Source organism: Herbiconiux liangxiaofengii (assembly GCF_041927335.1).
Taxonomy (GTDB): domain Bacteria; phylum Actinomycetota; class Actinomycetes; order Actinomycetales; family Microbacteriaceae; genus Herbiconiux; species Herbiconiux liangxiaofengii.
Map to the genome: position 1 here is coordinate 143,025 of NZ_JBHFHD010000014.1, position 15,451 is coordinate 158,475.

18 protein-coding genes are annotated in these 15,451 nt (G+C 63.5%); 6 read left to right on the top strand and 12 right to left on the bottom strand.

Going from position 1 to position 15,451, the window contains the following annotated elements; translation table 11 throughout:
* Positions 1 to 18 precede the first annotated feature (18 nt).
* The 3 genes from ACEXOR_RS15155 to ACEXOR_RS15165 are packed head-to-tail and all read left to right on the top strand — an operon-like array spanning position 19 to position 4,633.
* On the top strand, positions 19 to 1,191 hold the full coding sequence (locus tag ACEXOR_RS15155; protein WP_374850547.1) for a hypothetical protein: 1,173 nt from the start codon (positions 19 to 21) through the stop codon (positions 1,189 to 1,191).
* A gap of 3 nt (positions 1,192 to 1,194) precedes the next feature.
* Positions 1,195 to 3,426 carry an ATP-binding protein gene (locus tag ACEXOR_RS15160; protein ID WP_374850548.1) on the top strand — a complete coding sequence of 744 codons (2,232 nt, stop codon included), beginning with the start codon at positions 1,195 to 1,197 and terminating at the stop codon, positions 3,424 to 3,426.
* 16 nt (positions 3,427 to 3,442) lie between these two features.
* Positions 3,443 to 4,633: a hypothetical protein gene (locus ACEXOR_RS15165; protein ID WP_374850549.1), complete on the top strand. Its 1,191-nt coding sequence runs from the start codon at positions 3,443 to 3,445 to the stop codon at positions 4,631 to 4,633.
* Between the two features lie 823 nt (positions 4,634 to 5,456).
* Here ACEXOR_RS15165 and ACEXOR_RS15170 read toward each other — a convergent pair.
* The 7 genes from ACEXOR_RS15170 to ACEXOR_RS15200 all read right to left on the bottom strand — a co-directional run bounded on the left by ACEXOR_RS15170 (position 5,457) and on the right by ACEXOR_RS15200 (position 8,682).
* Positions 5,457 to 5,816 (bottom strand): hypothetical protein, encoded by a 360-nt coding sequence (locus ACEXOR_RS15170; protein ID WP_374850550.1) that lies wholly within the window; start codon positions 5,814 to 5,816, stop codon positions 5,457 to 5,459.
* Positions 5,817 to 6,548: 732 nt separating this feature from the next.
* A complete protein-coding gene (locus tag ACEXOR_RS15175) occupies positions 6,549 to 6,749 on the bottom strand; it encodes a hypothetical protein (protein WP_374850552.1) in 201 nt (66 codons plus the stop codon).
* Between the two features lie 171 nt (positions 6,750 to 6,920).
* Positions 6,921 to 7,061, bottom strand: coding sequence for a hypothetical protein (locus ACEXOR_RS15180; protein ID WP_374850553.1), 141 nt, complete (start codon positions 7,059 to 7,061; stop codon positions 6,921 to 6,923).
* A gap of 171 nt (positions 7,062 to 7,232) precedes the next feature.
* The gene (locus ACEXOR_RS15185) at positions 7,233 to 7,358 is read right to left on the bottom strand and encodes a hypothetical protein (RefSeq protein WP_374850554.1); all 126 of its coding nucleotides are present in this window, start codon (positions 7,356 to 7,358) and stop codon (positions 7,233 to 7,235) included.
* Positions 7,359 to 7,481: 123 nt separating this feature from the next.
* Positions 7,482 to 7,973 carry an immunity protein CdiI family protein gene (locus tag ACEXOR_RS15190; RefSeq protein WP_374850555.1) on the bottom strand — a complete coding sequence of 164 codons (492 nt, stop codon included), beginning with the start codon at positions 7,971 to 7,973 and terminating at the stop codon, positions 7,482 to 7,484.
* Positions 7,974 to 8,060: 87 nt separating this feature from the next.
* Positions 8,061 to 8,270, bottom strand: a complete 210-nt coding sequence (locus tag ACEXOR_RS15195) for a hypothetical protein (RefSeq protein ID WP_374850557.1) — start codon at positions 8,268 to 8,270, stop codon at positions 8,061 to 8,063.
* A gap of 10 nt (positions 8,271 to 8,280) precedes the next feature.
* Positions 8,281 to 8,682: a winged helix-turn-helix transcriptional regulator gene (locus ACEXOR_RS15200; protein ID WP_374850558.1), complete on the bottom strand. Its 402-nt coding sequence runs from the start codon at positions 8,680 to 8,682 to the stop codon at positions 8,281 to 8,283.
* A gap of 101 nt (positions 8,683 to 8,783) precedes the next feature.
* On the opposite strand from ACEXOR_RS15200, the gene ACEXOR_RS15205 reads away from it, so the two are divergent.
* Positions 8,784 to 9,143 (top strand): DoxX family protein, encoded by a 360-nt coding sequence (locus ACEXOR_RS15205; RefSeq protein ID WP_374850559.1) that lies wholly within the window; start codon positions 8,784 to 8,786, stop codon positions 9,141 to 9,143.
* A 5-nt stretch (positions 9,144 to 9,148) separates the two neighbouring features.
* Here ACEXOR_RS15205 and ACEXOR_RS15210 read toward each other — a convergent pair whose 3' ends face one another.
* The 3 genes from ACEXOR_RS15210 to ACEXOR_RS15220 all read right to left on the bottom strand — a co-directional run bounded on the left by ACEXOR_RS15210 (position 9,149) and on the right by ACEXOR_RS15220 (position 10,712).
* Positions 9,149 to 9,373 (bottom strand): hypothetical protein, encoded by a 225-nt coding sequence (locus ACEXOR_RS15210; RefSeq protein ID WP_374850560.1) that lies wholly within the window; start codon positions 9,371 to 9,373, stop codon positions 9,149 to 9,151.
* A gap of 33 nt (positions 9,374 to 9,406) precedes the next feature.
* Complete coding sequence (locus ACEXOR_RS15215; protein ID WP_374850562.1) at positions 9,407 to 9,667, bottom strand: hypothetical protein; 261 nt, start codon at positions 9,665 to 9,667, stop codon at positions 9,407 to 9,409.
* Positions 9,668 to 9,752: 85 nt separating this feature from the next.
* Positions 9,753 to 10,712: an alpha/beta fold hydrolase gene (locus tag ACEXOR_RS15220; protein WP_374850563.1), complete on the bottom strand. Its 960-nt coding sequence runs from the start codon at positions 10,710 to 10,712 to the stop codon at positions 9,753 to 9,755.
* A gap of 342 nt (positions 10,713 to 11,054) precedes the next feature.
* On the opposite strand from ACEXOR_RS15220, the gene ACEXOR_RS15225 reads away from it, so the two are divergent.
* Both ACEXOR_RS15225 and ACEXOR_RS15230 read left to right on the top strand, forming a co-directional pair.
* Positions 11,055 to 11,765: an NYN domain-containing protein gene (locus ACEXOR_RS15225; RefSeq protein WP_374850564.1), complete on the top strand. Its 711-nt coding sequence runs from the start codon at positions 11,055 to 11,057 to the stop codon at positions 11,763 to 11,765.
* A 105-nt stretch (positions 11,766 to 11,870) separates the two neighbouring features.
* A complete protein-coding gene (locus tag ACEXOR_RS15230; RefSeq protein WP_374850565.1) occupies positions 11,871 to 13,514 on the top strand; it encodes a hypothetical protein in 1,644 nt (547 codons plus the stop codon).
* A 28-nt stretch (positions 13,515 to 13,542) separates the two neighbouring features.
* Here ACEXOR_RS15230 and ACEXOR_RS15235 read toward each other — a convergent pair whose 3' ends face one another.
* Positions 13,543 to 14,253 carry an NADPH-dependent F420 reductase gene (locus tag ACEXOR_RS15235; RefSeq protein ID WP_374850566.1) on the bottom strand — a complete coding sequence of 237 codons (711 nt, stop codon included), beginning with the start codon at positions 14,251 to 14,253 and terminating at the stop codon, positions 13,543 to 13,545.
* Positions 14,246 to 15,361, bottom strand: a complete 1,116-nt coding sequence (locus ACEXOR_RS15240; protein ID WP_374850568.1) for an LLM class flavin-dependent oxidoreductase — start codon at positions 15,359 to 15,361, stop codon at positions 14,246 to 14,248. The genes ACEXOR_RS15235 and ACEXOR_RS15240 overlap by 8 nt, the downstream gene beginning before the upstream one ends.
* Positions 15,362 to 15,451: the final 90 nt, after the last annotated feature.

Consider the following 15,451-nt stretch of genomic DNA (forward strand, 5'->3'; position numbering starts at 1 on the left):
GCCAGCAAGGGGCCATGGATGAGCGCACGTACGATCCATCCTTTTCCGGCGCGGATGGCGCCCGACATTGCACTGAACGCCATACCTGTGCTCGAGGAGCGAGTGCTCACGGTCCTCGATCCCATGTGCGGATCGGGAACGGTTCTGGCCGCAGCTATGGAGCGTGGCCACAACGCGGTCGGGGTTGATATCGACCCGCTTGCCGTCATGATGTCAAAACTCACCATCACCACACTTGAAACTTCGGAAATTTCCGCGTGTGCGAAGGACGTAGTCGACCGCGCCACGCGCACAAGCGGCATCGCTCCCTGGGGTGTTGATCCCGAATCAGAGAAGTTTGTCGACTATTGGTTCGCTTCGAAACAGAAGCAGCAACTTATTGATTTGACGACCGCGATAAGCGATCTGGACGATGGCGATGTGCAGCTCGCGCTTCGGCTCGCGATAAGTCGGATCATCGTCACGAAGAGTTCGCAAGCATCACTGGCCCAAGACACGTCTCACAGCAGGCCCCATCGGGTGCGCCTCGAGTCGGAGTACGACGTATTTGGCGGGTTTCAGCGCTCAGTGAAGCAATTGACCGGAATGCTTGAACGTCGGACCCTCACCGGAACCGGCAGGGTAAATCTCGGGGACGCTCGCGACCTTGAAGGCGTCGACGACAGCTCGGTAGATATTGCCGTAACGTCTCCTCCTTACCTCAATGCGCTCGACTACCTTCGCGGTCATAAGCTCGCACTCGTTTGGTTTGGTTACACGATCTCTGAGCTCCGAACTCGACGAAGCTCGAGTATTGGAGCGGAACGCGGACTCGATCACGACGCCTCTGAAATCGTAGGATCGATCATCGATACGATTGAGGCTGAAGCAGTGGACAAGTCAGTTCTGAGACGCCCAATGCTCGAACGGTTCGCGCACGATTGCATCGGGTTCGCCGGACAGCTTGCTTCGAAAGTGAAGCCCGGGGGAACCGCAGTCCTTGTAGTGGGCAACTCGACCCTTAGAGGGAACTACATCAGAAACGACGTGATTACGCGTCGAGCAATGGAGCACGCAGGTTTTTCTTTCGGCGATCGGAAGGTGCGACCTATTCCCGCGAGCAGTCGCTACATGGCGATCAACACCAAGAGTGCGGACTCCAGCCTCGCTAAGCGTATGCGGGATGAAGTTGTCCTGACCATGGCGAGGTAGCGAATGCCCGAACAGTTAGGCTTCAGGGCGCACGCGCGACTCCTCACCATGCTCGGTGAGCAGCTCATCAAGAATGAACGCGTCGCCTTGGTGGAACTTGTTAAGAACGCCTACGACGCCGATGCAACTCGCGTTCTTGTGGACTTTCGGGGTTTTGCAGACAACTTCACCCCAGGCCCGGGCGCCACCATTGCCATTACCGACGATGGCATTGGTATGACGGACGAACTTGTCCGCACCGCATGGATGAATCCTGCGACGCCAAGCAAGAAGTTGGCAAAGGGAAACGAGCCCAAAACCACACTCGGCCGCGTTCTTCAAGGAGAGAAGGGGATCGGGCGGTTCGCGACATTCAAGCTCGGAAGCGAGGTAACTCTGGTGACGCGTGCGATCGGACACGATCGCGAGACAACCCTCGTGGTCGACATCTCATTGCTAGACGAGGAGCCCGGTGCTCAGGAATCCATCGCGATGGACCTCTACCTCGAGGATGTTCCTGCCCTCCATGACATCTCTTCTCCTACGGTATTCAACGGATCCGGAATCGCTGCGTCCACGCATGGTACTCAACTTGCGATCTCCCACATTCGAGCGAATTGGAACCGACGCTTGGTGCAGGGAGCTTTCGACGATCTGAATCGGCTCCAGCCGCTCATGTGGGGCGAACCTGCTGGGGGCGCCACTCAGGGGGCTTTCGAAGTAGTGTTTCTGCGCGACGGAGTCGATCTTCAGCTCGGAAGACAGCGCTCGGAAGATTTCGAGCGTGCTTTGGAGCACGCCGTGCTGAAGGTTCGAGATGGTCGCTTCGACGCTGAAAAGCGGACATTTGATTTGCGCTTGAATGAGCGAAGTGTCGTCCTCAGTGTCGACGACGGAGAAGTCAGAGGACTCAAGCCGTTCAAGGATCGGTTCCTGAAGGATGAGGCAAAAGACCTTCCGCTCGACACCCGTCCAGAGTTCAGTTGCGGCTCGTTCAACTTTGAGTTTTACGTTTTCGACCTCGACCGCGTGGCGCCGGATGCGAACCGGCTTGATTCGGAGCAAAGCGACCTAATCAAGGATCATCGGATCTACCTGTATCGGGACGGAATTCGTGTTTATCCTTACGGCGATCCTGACGACGATTGGCTAGAGATCGATGCAACGCGCGGCACTGAAGGCGCAGGCCGGGCTCTAAGTAATGACCAAACCGTAGGGTACGTCGCGATCACTCAAGCAGAGAATCCGCAACTGCGTGACAAAACGAGTCGCGAGGGTCTGATCGAGGCGGGTGCCGCCATTGCGGACTTCAAGGCGCTAGTAAGTACGATCCTCCGATACCTCCGCCAGCAGTACCAGCCTCATCTTGATGCAAAGTCGAGAGCGAAACGATTCGATCTAAAGCAGCACCGAATCGATAGGCATATTCAGGCCCTTCGCAACGAAGCAGATCTGCCGAAAAAGGCTGTCAGGCATCTGGACGACCTGGAAAAGGCACTTAGCGCGGAGCGTGACCTTTCGTCAATGCAACTGGCGCGGACTGAACAGCTAGCCGGTGTCGGGCTCTCGGTTGAGACTGCCTCTCATGATTTGATTCTTGCGGGGAGCGAAGCGCTCCGGTCGGCTCGACAAATCGTCGCTGAGCTAAAGCTCCTAGATCTCATTCGCGAGCCAGTGTATGCAATGGCTACCCAGCTCGTGACGCGCTTAGAGTTCGTGTCATCCCGTTTTCGGGATGTCCAGGGCCTCTTCGTATCCACTCGTCAGAAACAGAGTGAACAAGACGTCGTCCAGGCCCTTAAAAGGGTTAAGTCGATCTACGATCGCCTTCACCGAAGCAAGAATATTGAGTTCGACATTGATCCAGTCGCCAACCTCCGCGCCGTCGCAACTGAGGCAGCGATCCTTCAGCTGCTGATCAACCTGGTCGACAATGCGACGTACTGGCTGATCTCGAAGCTGATGCCTGCCGGGGAGAGCCGTATCATCCGCGCGTTCACGCCGGACGAATCAACTCTCGTCATCACCGATAACGGGCCGGGCGTCAAAGATCAGGATGCGCCGTTCCTCTTTGAGCCGTTCTACTCGGGCAAAGGCGAAGAAGGAAAGGGTCTCGGTCTCTACATTGCCCGCCAGAATGGGCTTCGAGGTGGCTTTTCCATTGCTCTGGAGCGGACCGGAGATCTGCGAGAGCTACCAGGTGCAACGTTCGTAGTGCGGTTCGGCGAGATGAAGGAGTCACGTGTCGATTCTTGAGGGTTCAGTAGTGTTCGTGGACGACGACTACGCGACGGACCAGACACACGCGAAAGCCTTCTACGAAGCGCTGCGATTTCAAGGGCGACCTGTCGCGGCGTATAAGGAAGTGCCTCCGAGCAAACACCTCGACCACTGGGATGGGCTCTCACTCGTCGTCTTGGACTGGAACTTGTCCGAACCTGAAGGCCGTATTGAGGACGTACATATCCCCGACATGGCCGCGGACGCTCAAAGGGGTGAGCTGATCGACTTTCTAGTCAGCCTGTTGGAGCGCTATTTCTGTCCGGTGTTTATCGTGAGTGCTGATGAACCAAATCAGATAGAGAAAGTGCTGAGGGCAGTTGAGGGATTCCCGGTGGACAGCCTCGGTCGCCGAGTGCGTATCCTTCAGAAGGATGACGATGACCTACTGCCGAAGCTCGAGCTCCTCGTCGCGAAAGATCCCATCCTCTCCACCTTTCGAGTCTGGGAGCAGCAGTACCAAGCTGCCAAGAATCGCATGTTTATCGACTTGGACGTCCTTGGGACGGACTGGCTCGTGTACATTTTGGAGGCCGCGCGGGAAGACGGTACGGACCCTGGATACGACATTGTCAATTCCCTGTTTGGAAACCTTCAACATCGAGTAGATCCGGTCGCATTCGACGACGCGTTGCTCGCTAGCGCGACGCTTGGGGACAACAGTGAGGCGCAGCGAAAGGTCATTCACGGTCGGAGCGTGTTGCCGGAGAAACGCCTCTACAGGTCGACGATCATGCCGGGGGATTTCTTCGGAAAGTGGCGGAAGAGTGATCCGGATGGTGCGATCTGGATGAACATTACACCGGCCTGTTACACAATCCGCGGGCGAACCAGAGCCGAAGTGCGGCTACACCTGATTCGGGGTCTCCCGGAGAACGTGCTCGACACTCAGAAACCCGGCGGGCTTCGCAGTAAACGAAACAAAGAAACGCGTTCGGCGACGATCGATGTACTTCACGACGGCAAGGCTTATAAATTCGACTTCGGCACCCTAAAGACCTTTTCCTGGTCGACCGTCTCAAAGTATCGATTGGGGAGACTATTGACTCCGTACGTGACTTACGTTCAGCAGCGGCACGCTATTTACCTAATCAGCGAGGGACTACCCGCCGTCTTGCCAGGAATGTACAAGGTGGGCCAGACTCCAGCATCACCAATTGTGGACGTACCCACGGTGATGTGACCGAGCCGATCTAAGTTCGCGATGGCGGTCCGCTCGATATATGCGGCACGTCGGATGATCGACCATACATTCGCGCTCGTGGATTGAGCTCAGCTACGAGCTGATCAGCTCAATGGTTCTTCCACCAAAGGTGCGTCCAATCTGACGTAGGCGCGTCTGAGTGCGTCTCTGAAGGGGACTGCTGGATTAGCCGCGAACGTATGCCGATTCCAACGAGACGGGTGCATAGTTCGCCCTCCAACGACCCAGGTTGGCAAATGGCGGCGGAGAATCTCGCTGCCTACCCATTTTACTTGCTCTTGGAAGTGTTTTCGGGCGGCCCCGCTGGGCTCTGAACAACCGTATGCAAGTAGAACAGCATCGCCGCAGTCCAGTGCGGTACCTATCTCTTCCCTAGCTGCTTGCCAGGGCGCAGGATCAATTCCGAGTTGGGAGATTTCGCCAGTCCGATAGCTGGCAAGGCTGAACAAATTGACGCTGATGCAAGTACGAAACCCAAGATCCTCTCTCGCCATTTCGACCCGGGAAAGTGTTCGCTGACCCGAAGTTCCACTAGGCGGATTGGAAAGCAGGGCGATGAGACATCCGCCAGGTCTAGGTGCTTCTGAGTCCACAATCACGCGGAGACAGATCCAGAAACCGAAGGACTTCGATTGCGTGAGGTGGCGATCGCTTGTTTCATCGCATCCAAACGAGTTGCGTCGAGTGGCGGGACTCGGCATTGATTCGGGATTGCATGCTCTCCGCTTCTTCTAGCGCCGCTCTAGCGACTCCGACTAGTGACTCTCTAGTTGGCTGATCGGATGGGCGAGGTTTGTGCGCCTCAGACCGCCTGATCTGAGACGAAGTCAGATATCGACTCAAGGAGCGCGCCCGACACAAAATACGGGTTGCTCGGGTTGCCTGAAACCTCAATTAAGATTGAATCTCCGTCTCCCTCGAGCACGGTGTACTGATCACCAGGCCGAAGGGTAAGTCCGCCACCGGCCTCACCTTGCTCGGCCACTTCAAAGCTCAAGCCCTTCTGAGGGCAGGCTGTACTGCTCATTTTGGCAGCGGTTCTAGTTCTCTTGAAGATCATCCTTCCACCGGCTTCCGCCGATCGAAGCCCGACATACCCGCCGATAGCAGTCATGAGACCCAGCATCACTGGTCCGCCGACCCGCTTGGCCACGGTAGTCATCAGCTGGTACTTCCCCAAATTACCCATGGTGCCCCCGACTACTTGACTGTTTGAACGAGCTTATCGGCGAGGTCAATGCGGCCTCGAACTCAGTTGCAACGGCGATTTTCACGTCGGTCTTCGGTGCAGAAGAGATAGGTGTAGCTCCACGACATGGTCGCCACGTATGTGGATTTCATTGGGAACGGCGACCGGATCTGAAATGGGTCAGCCGAGGTGGTCCGACTAGGTGGGGCTTGTCCGCTCTAAGCGGCCATTCTCCGAACCCCACGCCGGTGCCGCGTCGGGCCGATCGCCTCCGTCGTCCGCTTGCCGCCGAGGACTGCCAGCGCCTCGCTCCTGAGGTCGGGCTCTGCGAGGCCCGCGGAATCCCCCGCGACGATCGACATCGCGTTTCGTGATCTCGGTATGGGAGACGTGGCCCTCGGGTTGTCGTCCGAAGCGCGGGACGAGCTCGTGACTTTCAGCTACTGCTCTCGTTGCCTTGGGCGGCCGATTCCACAATTCGGGCCAGGAGTGAGACACCGATCAAAGCCAACCCGAGGGTCATGCAGATCTCTCGGACAATGATTGCGATGGAGCCGGCTATTGCGGGAGGGACATCGGCCGATTGGAAGATCGCCGTCAACCATCCGTCGGCGACCAAGGCCAGAGCGGCTCCAATCGCTGCGAGAACGATGCACGTGATGAAGATCTGGCGGGCTGTGAGGCGTGGGGGCATTAGCGGTCCGTTCAGTTGGGGTCGGCTGTCGAGGAGTTGCGGCAGAACGACTTCACGTCTGGGCCCAGACGTGAGAACTCGGATTCGAAGGCCAGATCATCCGGAGCCAGCCCTCGGAGTTCGGCTGAACCTGGCTTCCGGAGCATCGACTCGACTTCGGCCGTGACGCCTGGGAGAACCTTTTCGAAGGCGGCTCTGTCGGAGTCGAACATCGACAAATCCGTCGACTACGTGTAGGCAGTGCTGCTCACGAACTGAGCGCATTCGTCGAGCGGGTCCGGCTGGTAGCCCTTGGGTGGAACCGGCACGGACTGCATCGGTGGCAGTGGGACCTCGGCTAGGGCGGCGATATCTTCGACGTGCTGGCGGGGCCCGATCGCGAACTAGTTGCCGTTCTGGACGAGCCGTTGGCTGTCGGTGTCGATGGCCCAGTCTTGCAGCGCCACCAGGCTGGCAGTCGGCGAGTCGAGGACGCGGATCTGGGTGATCGAACCATCGCAGTCGACGCAGATCGTTGCTCTCATCGAGGCCAGGGGATAGACGTCGTCATGCAGCGGTAGGGCCCGCACGGACGATAGTGCGGGTTCGAGAGTCGCGGGCTCTGGGGCTAGGTGTATTGGGCCATGAGGTTGGTGACACTCCGCCCGATGACCTTCGGCATCCGAAATCGCCGGCAGGCTGGCCTACATTTACTATTAGCGGAACTTGCGCATCCGTTTTGCGAAGGGAACGGCCGAACCCAGCGTGAGCTCTTCACCCAACTGCTGACCGAGCGCGGGCTGCGCCTCGCGTGGGAACAGGTCGAGTCGACGGAACTGCATGCCGCTTGCCATGCTGCGCGTAATGATGGAGACCTGGAACCTCTGACCGTTCTGATGGCCGCCGTCTTGCAGCGACGATCATCGTCTGCACAAACGATGGCGTGTGGAAGACCTACGCCAGCGTTAGCGCGGTCGAAAGATCGCGCCGGAGCGCGGGCTTCGCGCATACCACCCGGGCGTAATGTCGGGACGTGCCGCCTGGCTGGCACGGGTCTCCGCCCACTCGGCTCGGGCTCGGTCGGCGCGGTCGAGGAACGCTGCCTCCGCCGCGGGGTTCGTGGCCGGGTGCTCGCTGCGAAGCCGAGCGATAGCTTTCGGGTCTTCGAAAGAGCGGTACTCGACGGCTAAGCGGGGGTCGAGCTCAACAGAGACCGCGCGAGCGAGTTCGAGTCCACGAGTGCTGAAGTCCTGCAGGGACACCGAGGCACGCCAGTGGAGGTCGTCGTCGAGAGCGGCGTAGTACTGCCCCTCCCAGTCTTGGAGCAGCGCGATCAGATCCGGCATCAGTCGTGTCTCGGGGTAGGGGAGCGGCTCGCTGAACCAGATCACGGAGCCGGCGTAATCCGGAAACACTCGAACCACATCCGTGGCGTAGACAAACGGCGCCTCATCCATGGCCGACACTCTACGTCGCGCCGTACCTCGAGGGTCTGCGTTACGACGACTATGAGGATCCCGTGCGGGAGAGGCGATCGATGCGGTTCAGCGGCCGTCTTTGCGACGCCGGAGTCCCACCACGAGGAGCACCGCGCCGACGACCGCGAGGGCGAGGCCGATGTAGAGCCAGGTGCGGTCGCCCGTCATGGAGCTTCCGGGGATGAGGTTCGCGCCCTGGCCCGCGAAGAGGGCTCCGACCAGCAGGGCGACGACACCGACGATGATGAGCGCCGTGCGCCCGGCTCTGCTTGTCATGGTGGTCACGCTACTCGCCTTCCGCGATCGGGCGACTGCGCCGGGCGTGATCCTCTTCGCCCGGCTCGGCCGAGGCGGAGTCGATGTTCTCCACCGCCCAGTCCGCAAGCGCGATCGCGTGCGGTAGCAGGGTCCTCGCCCTCGGCGTCAGCTCGTACTCCACCCGGGGCGGCACCTCGGGGAACGACGTGCGGGTCACGAGACCGTCATCCGCGAGATGGCGGAGCGTGCGGGACAGCATCCGTTGCGAGATGCCCGGCACGCTCCGCTGCAGGTCGGTGAAACGGAGGCGGTTGTCGTGCAGGGTGGCGATCACGAGCAGGGTCCACTTGTCGGCGACACGGTCGAGCAGTGCCCGGATGGCGCGGCCCTGGTCACCTCGGATCAGGCAGACCTTCTCGTAGTCCGACATCCGCTCGCCCCTTCGTTACACGCGTGTGCCTTTTGTAAGGCCCATCGATCTCGCCCATGCTTGCGATGCTTACTGATCGTAACCAAAGGAAGAGGTTCGCCATGCTGATCGCCTACTGGATCGTCGCCGGGCTGCTGGCCGTGTTCTACGTGTACTCGGGCGGGATGAAGGTGGCGCGGTCGAGGGAGGCGCTCCGGCCCATGATGGGGTGGGTCGACGACATGCCTCTCGGTGCCGTGCGGGTCATCGGTGGCCTCGAAGTGCTCGGGGCGATCGGGCTCATCGTTCCGCCGCTTGTCGGGATCCTGCCGTGGCTCGCCCTCGCGGCGGCTGTCGGGCTCGTGCTCGTGCAGGTGGGTGCGGCTGTCGTGCACCTTCGGCGCGGCGAGAAGGTGTGGATGAACGTCGTGCTGGCCATTCTTGCGGGAGTGGCGGTGTGGCTGGCGACGGTGTGGCTCTGAGGCGGTCAGTGCTCGCCGTTCGCGGTCTCCTCGATCCAGTCGATCGCCGCATCGGACAGGGCGATCCCGTCGGAATCGGACTCTCCGACCCACCACGCGCCGGCGGCTGAACCGCCACCCGCCTCGGTGATCTCGCTCACCAATGCCGCCGGAACCACCTCGCCGTTGTGCGCTGTCAGCCACTCGCGCGTCTGGGCGCTCAGCCTCGGCCACCACTGCTCGATATCCATGGACGCAGTCTCGCACCGTTGGTGGGCTGCGGGTCAGCTGCGCGAGTCACCCGATGAGGGAGAACCGTCCTCGAGTCGGCGAGCCAGGAACGACACGCCCACCAGCACGAGCCCCAACGTCATCGTGATCTCGCGGACGAGAATGGCGATGCTGCCGGCGACCGCGTGCGGGAAGTCGGCCGACTCGAAGAGCAGGGCCAGCCATCCGTCGGTGACGAGCGCCAGGGCTGAGCCGATGGTGGTCAGCACCACGCCCATGACGAAGAGCTGGCGCGCGGTCAGAAGTGGGGGCATCAGATTCTCCGGTCGGTTGACGGCAGCCGTCAGAACCGACGACCTCGTTCATCCCCCGACTGACACGCTAGCTCAGTGCTGACAATTATTCAGCTGCCTGGCCCGAGCCCAGGAACTCCGTCATCGCCGCCGCGATCTCCGCGGACTTCGTGTGGTGCAGGTAGTGCCCGCCCTCGAGCGGCACGAGCTCGCCGCGGTCGACCTGGGTGAGCTGGGCCTCGTGCAGCTTCACCCAGCCCGGCACCTCGGGGTCGTCGGCCACTACGAACAGCAGCACGGGGAGGTCGCGCGGGAACGTCTGCGAGTGCGACGCGGCGAAGTTCGCCGGGGTGCGGGTCACTTCGTCCATGAGGGTCGGGGTCATCGTGTTGCGGTTGCTCAGGATGGCCAGCTGGCGCCGGGCCGCGTCGTCGTAGGCCGGCAGGCCGTCATACGCGCCGGGCGCGAGCGCCGAGAGCAGGCGCAGGATGCCGAGCTGCTTCAGGGCATCCATGCCCTCCACCGAGGTCGGTTCGTCGCTGCCGGGCTGGCCCGGAACACTGGTGTCGATGCCCACGAACGCCGTGACCTCGTCGCGGTAGCGGCTGAGGTACTCGAGGCCGTAGATGCCCGCGATCGAGTGGCCCGCCAGCACGTACCGGTCGATGCCCAGAACCTGCAGGGCCTCGTGCACCTCGCCGGCGATGGCAGCGGATGTGCGGGGTGCGTCGGTCTGATCGCTCAGTCCGTAGCCGAACGGCTCCACCACGACCACGCGGAACTCGTCGTCGAGCTCGCGTACGAGCGGCGCGAAGTCGAGGCCGGGCGAGGCGGTGCCGAGGCCGGGCAGCAGAACGATTGTCTCTGCCGAGGCGGGCGCATCCTGGCTCAGCACCACGTTCAGGTTCTTGCCATCCACCGGCACGAGCTGGCCGTAGGGCTGGAGTTCGTCGGCCTCTGAGGCGGTGGCGACGGCGTTCACGGTGGTCGTGGCGACCAGGCCGAGCGTGAGGGCGCCGACGAGAGCGGCTGCAGAGATGAGGGTGATCTTGGCGGGTTTGTTCACGATTGCCGTTCGGGTCGAGCTGAGCCGCCCGGGTGAAGCGGTACTCCCATCCTCGCGAGCGGGGGCGCGGGGCGGATCCGGCGGGGGAGTGAGCGGTGTCCGCCGGGCGGGGGAGAGCCGTCGGCCTCCGGGTGGTACCTGGGCACCACGCGAGGCGCACGGCGAGACATCACTGTCCGAGGCGCTTCCACCTGGCTGTTCTAAACGGCCCGGCCATCAGGGAGCCTATTAAACAACGACGGCCCCTTGCGGGGCCGTCAAACGCAAGTCTGTTAGGAACCTACGCGGGGTGTGGTCAAGACACTACCATTGCGGGCACCGCGGGGGTATTCGAAGGGGGCCATGTCAATGGCACAAAGTGCGATCGCCTACGTCGACGGATTCAACTTGTACAACGGGATCCACGACGCGTACCGCCACCGGTATCTCTGGCTCGACCTGGTTCGCCTGCTGGAACGGTTGCGGCCGACGACCGAACTGATCCGAGTGAAGTACTTCACTTCCGCACTCATTGATGAGCCGGACGCTCAGGGGCGTCACGCCGAATACATCTCCGCCCTTGAAGCGGCCTATCCAGGCAGAATCGAGGTCATCCGCGGTCGATATCAACGAAAAGACATGGTCTGCAGAACCTGCGGCGCGACGTGGCGGTCGTACGAGGAGAAAGAGACCGACGTGAACATCGCCGTCGCTCTGGTTGCCGACGCACTTGCCGGCGAAGCGGAGAACCTCTACATCGTCAGCGCCGATAGTGACTTGGTACCGGCGATCAAGCTCATCCAGTCTCAAAGGCCCGATCTCTTCTCCATCGCGTTCTTCCCGCCCAAGAGAAAGTCGGAAGAGCTGCTCAAGCTCATGCCCAGTTCCTTCGTGATCGGGCAGCAACGACTCCGCGAAGCTCAGTTACCCGATGTGGTTGACGGGCCAACTGCAACTCACTCCCGGCCCGCGAAGTGGAAGCCCGCGATGTTCGAAGATCAGCAGCCGGTTGACGTCGCTACCCTTTCCATTCCCGTTCCGAAGCCGGGACATCACCTGCCGAAGCACCGCTGAACATCCGATACTGTGCGGGCCATGCGGCGCCGACGGGGCGTCGATCGTCGAAGGCCCGAACTCGCTCCAGGGAACACGGATGCGGATGGGGTAGCTTCGCTCCTCGTGTCAGATGGTGTGGAGCAGGAGCAGCGGGTGTCGCGGGCCGCGGGCATCCGCGTGCGGGAGGCCGACCTCGGCTCGCGGGCGCTGATCGGCAGCGGGGCGGCCACCGAGGTGCACCGGCTCGACGCGTTCACCGTGCCCGGGCACCAGGGCGGGCTCGCGTTCGTGCGGGCCCGTGATCGCAGCACGCCGCACTGGGACCCGGCCATCCTGTCGCGGCTCGTCGCCCTGCGGTGGGGGCTCGAGGCGCGCGAGCGGGCGCTGCTCGACAGCGTGGCCGCCTGGCCGCTGGCCGTGGTGGAGGGGGACGACGGCGAGGTCGTGGGGTGCCTCGTGCCGTTGGCCGCGCATCCCTTCTATTACCTGCCGGCGGATGAGCCCGGCTCGGGCAAGGTGACCCAGAATGCGAAGTGGCTCGTCGTCGCGCCGAAACGGGCGCGGCGGGCCGGGGCTGTGGCCGTGGGCGAGCGCGACGCGGTGGCGCGGGTGACCGTGCTGGCGCGGGTGTGTCTGCTGCTCGAGCTGGTGCATCGGCGGGGAGTGGTGTTCGGGGATCTGTCGGAGCGGTCGGTGCTGTTCGGAGTCGGGGGCTACGACGGCAGCGTGGGCGACGGCGGCGTGGGCGACGGCGGCACCGGTGCAGGCATGGGCGCTGTCGCCGAGGCGTTCGTGGTGGGATGCGACGGGGCCGCGTTCGCCGGTGAGGGAACCGTGCAGCGCAACAGCGCGGGGTGGGCGGTGCCGTCGACGTTCGACGTGGCGGACGAGGGGGACGGGCATCCGGAGGTCTCGATGTCGCGCGAACCGTCGGTGCAGACGGTGGAGACCGACCGGTACAAGCTGGGACTGCTGATTCTGCGGGTGCTCGCGCCGGCGGGCGACGGGCTCGAGCGGAGCCGCGACGCCTCGCGGGTGGACGCGGTGCTCGACGAGACCGGGCAGCGGATGATGCGGGCCGCTCTCGGGGAGGATGCGGCGGGCCGGCCGAGCGCATCCGACTGGTACGCGTACCTGCGCGGGGTGCTGATGGCGAACCTGTCGGCGCCCGTTCTTCGGCGGGTCTCGGTGAGCCCGGCGCTGGTGGCCGAGGGGGATGAGGTTCGGCTCGAGGTGGAGGTCGACGGCGCCCAGGAGCTCGTGATCGAGATGCCGGGGCGGGCCGACATCCGGCGCGAGGTGGGCGGACGGGTGGTGCTGGAGCGGTTCACGGCGCGGCAGAGCGGGCGCATCGGGGTGCGGGCGTCGAACGCGCACGGGTCGGTGGGGGCGGTGACGGAGGTGGTGCGGGTGCTGCCCGTGCCGTCGCCCGCGCGGATCGCGGTGGCGGCGCCCGAGGTGCCGTCGTCGTTGGGGGTGGTGCCCGATCTGGCTCCGTTGGAGGCCGCCATGGGGATCTCGCTGGCGCCGGTGAGTGGGGGAGATGCGGGGTCGGGCTCCGGGTCGGCCCCGCCGTCGCCGTCGCCGTTCGAGCGGATGGCCCGGTTGAAGGCCGACCTCGACGCGGATGCGCTGCCGCTGCGCGACGTGCTGCGCATCGGCGTCGAGGCGGAACGGGTGTCGCGAGAGCGGATGTTCCCGTCGTTCGAGGAGTTCCTGGGCGACATCACGTCGTCACGTGGACGAGACGACAAGCCCTCGAGCTGAGACGAGGTGAGCGCCTCAGGCAGCGGGTCTACGGCTGCGAAACGTCCGCCGCGGCGCGCGCCGACGTCACCGCCTGTCCGCGTTCGGTGCTCGGGAAGGCTGCCGCCGCATCCCGAACGCCCGCGGCGTCGAAGTTGGCGCCGAAGAGCGCGCTGCCCGGCTCGAGGTTGATGCTCTCGCGCAGGGTGCCCACGCGCACCGGGTCGAAGCCCGAGGCGTTCACCAGGGTGGCCACGTCGGCGAGGTCGAGCTCGTCGTCGCCCGCGATGCCGATGGCGCGGCGGCCGGGCGCATCCGCCGGCCGAGGGCCCTCGTCGAGGTCGTGGTAGCCCATGTGGTTGAAGGCCTTCACCACGCGCGAGGTGGGCAGGAACGACTGCACGAGCTCGCTCGTCGAGACGCGGGGGTCGTTGAGGTCGTCGCGGATGCCGTCGACCTCCCACCAGTAGTTCATGGCGTCGATGACGAGCTTGCCCTCGAGCTCGTCGACCGGGATGCTGCGGTACTTGCCGAGGGGGAGGGCGAGGATGACGACGTCGGCGTCGCGCGCGACCTCCGCAGCCGTGCCGGTGGTGGCGCCCGGCACGAGCACGTCGATGATGAGCGCGATCTTCGAGGGGCTGCCCGAGCCCGCGATGAGCACGCGGTAACCGGCGGCGAGGAAGAGGCGGCCGAGCACGGTGCCCACCTTGCCGGCGCCGAGGATGCCGATGGTGGGGAGGGTCGCTTGGTCAGACATTCGGGGTCTCCTTCTGCTGCTGCGGCAGCGGCTCCTGCTCGGTGCGCTGCCCGGTGCGCTGCTCGGTCTGGGCCTGCTGCGCGAGCAGCTCCCGCACGCGCGGCGCGACCCGCGTGCCGAACAACTCGATCGTACGGGCGCGCGCATCCACCGACAGCCCGCCGATGTCGTACTTCAGGTCGAACCGGCTGATCTGCAGCTCGCTCGTCATGCGCACGATCTTCTGGGCCACCGTCTCGGGCGACCCCACGAACAGCGCGCCCGTGGCGAGCTCGAGGTCGTAGCGCTCGCGGGTGGGTGGGTAGAAACCGCGCTCGCGGCCCATCTGCGTGACCATCGGCTGCCACGAGTTCCACCAGGTCTCGGCAGCCTCCTCGTCGGTGTCGGCGATGAGGCCCAGTGCGTGCTGGCCCACCGGTTGCACCGGCTGACCGAACTGCTTCAGTGCCCGGAAGTAGAGGTCGACATGACCGGCGAAGCGCTCGGGCTGGCCGCCGATGATGGCGAGCATGAGGGGCAGGCCGTAGCGGGCGGCCCGGATGACCGACTCGGGGCTGCCGCCCACGCCGATCCAGGTGGGGATGCCGCCCGGCCGCATGGTGGGGTGCAGTGTCTGGTTCACCAGCGGCGCCCGCACCGTGCCCTCCCAGGTGGTGGGCGTCTCGCGCTGCAGCTTCATGAACAGCTCGAGCTTCTCCTCGAAGAGCTGCTCGTAGTCTTCGAGCTTGTAGCCGAACAGGGGGAACGACTGGGTCTGGGATGCGCGGCCGAGCACCAGCTGCGCGCGGCCGTTCGAGAGCGCGTCGAGCGTGGAGAACTCGTTGTAGAGGCGCACCGGGTCGTTGGTGCTGAGAACGGTCACGGCGGTGCCCAGACGGATGCGCTCGGTCGCCGTGGCGATACCGGCCAGCAGCACCGGGGTGGCCGAGTCGACGAAGCCCTCGCGGTAGTGCTCGCCGAGGCTGAACACGTCCAGGCCCACCTGCTCGGCGAGCTTCGCCTCCTGAACGAGCAGTCGCACGGTCTCCGGGTCGGAGAGGGTGCGGCCGCCGTCGGTGGGGACGTCGCCGAACGAGTTCAGTCCGAATTCGATCGAACCAGCGGTCATGGGGGTGCTCCTTGTGCCTGTCGTGTCACGGATTCCCGTGCTCTATTGACGTGTCAACTAGAGGCGGGTGTCAAAGATTCCCACTTGGCA

Excerpts from the sequence above, each read along its gene's own strand:
- ACEXOR_RS15225 (WP_374850564.1), top strand. The coding sequence starts at position 11,055 with ATGTCAATGGCACAAAGTGCGATCGCCTACGTCGACGGATTCAACTTG.
- ACEXOR_RS15155 (WP_374850547.1), top strand. The coding sequence starts at position 19 with ATGAGCGCACGTACGATCCATCCTTTTCCGGCGCGGATGGCGCCCGAC.
- ACEXOR_RS15185 (WP_374850554.1), bottom strand. The coding sequence starts at position 7,358 with ATGCAGTTCCGTCGACTCGACCTGTTCCCACGCGAGGCGCAGCCCGCG.
- ACEXOR_RS15200 (WP_374850558.1), bottom strand. The coding sequence starts at position 8,682 with ATGTCGGACTACGAGAAGGTCTGCCTGATCCGAGGTGACCAGGGCCGC.
- ACEXOR_RS15190 (WP_374850555.1), bottom strand. The coding sequence starts at position 7,973 with ATGGATGAGGCGCCGTTTGTCTACGCCACGGATGTGGTTCGAGTGTTT.
- ACEXOR_RS15175 (WP_374850552.1), bottom strand. The coding sequence starts at position 6,749 with ATGTTCGACTCCGACAGAGCCGCCTTCGAAAAGGTTCTCCCAGGCGTC.
- ACEXOR_RS15170 (WP_374850550.1), bottom strand. The coding sequence starts at position 5,816 with ATGACTACCGTGGCCAAGCGGGTCGGCGGACCAGTGATGCTGGGTCTC.
- ACEXOR_RS15195 (WP_374850557.1), bottom strand. The coding sequence starts at position 8,270 with ATGACAAGCAGAGCCGGGCGCACGGCGCTCATCATCGTCGGTGTCGTC.
- ACEXOR_RS15215 (WP_374850562.1), bottom strand. The coding sequence starts at position 9,667 with ATGCCCCCACTTCTGACCGCGCGCCAGCTCTTCGTCATGGGCGTGGTG.
- ACEXOR_RS15235 (WP_374850566.1), bottom strand. The coding sequence starts at position 14,253 with ATGTCTGACCAAGCGACCCTCCCCACCATCGGCATCCTCGGCGCCGGC.
- ACEXOR_RS15180 (WP_374850553.1), bottom strand. The coding sequence starts at position 7,061 with ATGAGAGCAACGATCTGCGTCGACTGCGATGGTTCGATCACCCAGATC.
- ACEXOR_RS15240 (WP_374850568.1), bottom strand. The coding sequence starts at position 15,361 with ATGACCGCTGGTTCGATCGAATTCGGACTGAACTCGTTCGGCGACGTC.
- ACEXOR_RS15160 (WP_374850548.1), top strand. The coding sequence starts at position 1,195 with ATGCCCGAACAGTTAGGCTTCAGGGCGCACGCGCGACTCCTCACCATG.
- ACEXOR_RS15210 (WP_374850560.1), bottom strand. The coding sequence starts at position 9,373 with ATGGATATCGAGCAGTGGTGGCCGAGGCTGAGCGCCCAGACGCGCGAG.
- ACEXOR_RS15205 (WP_374850559.1), top strand. The coding sequence starts at position 8,784 with ATGCTGATCGCCTACTGGATCGTCGCCGGGCTGCTGGCCGTGTTCTAC.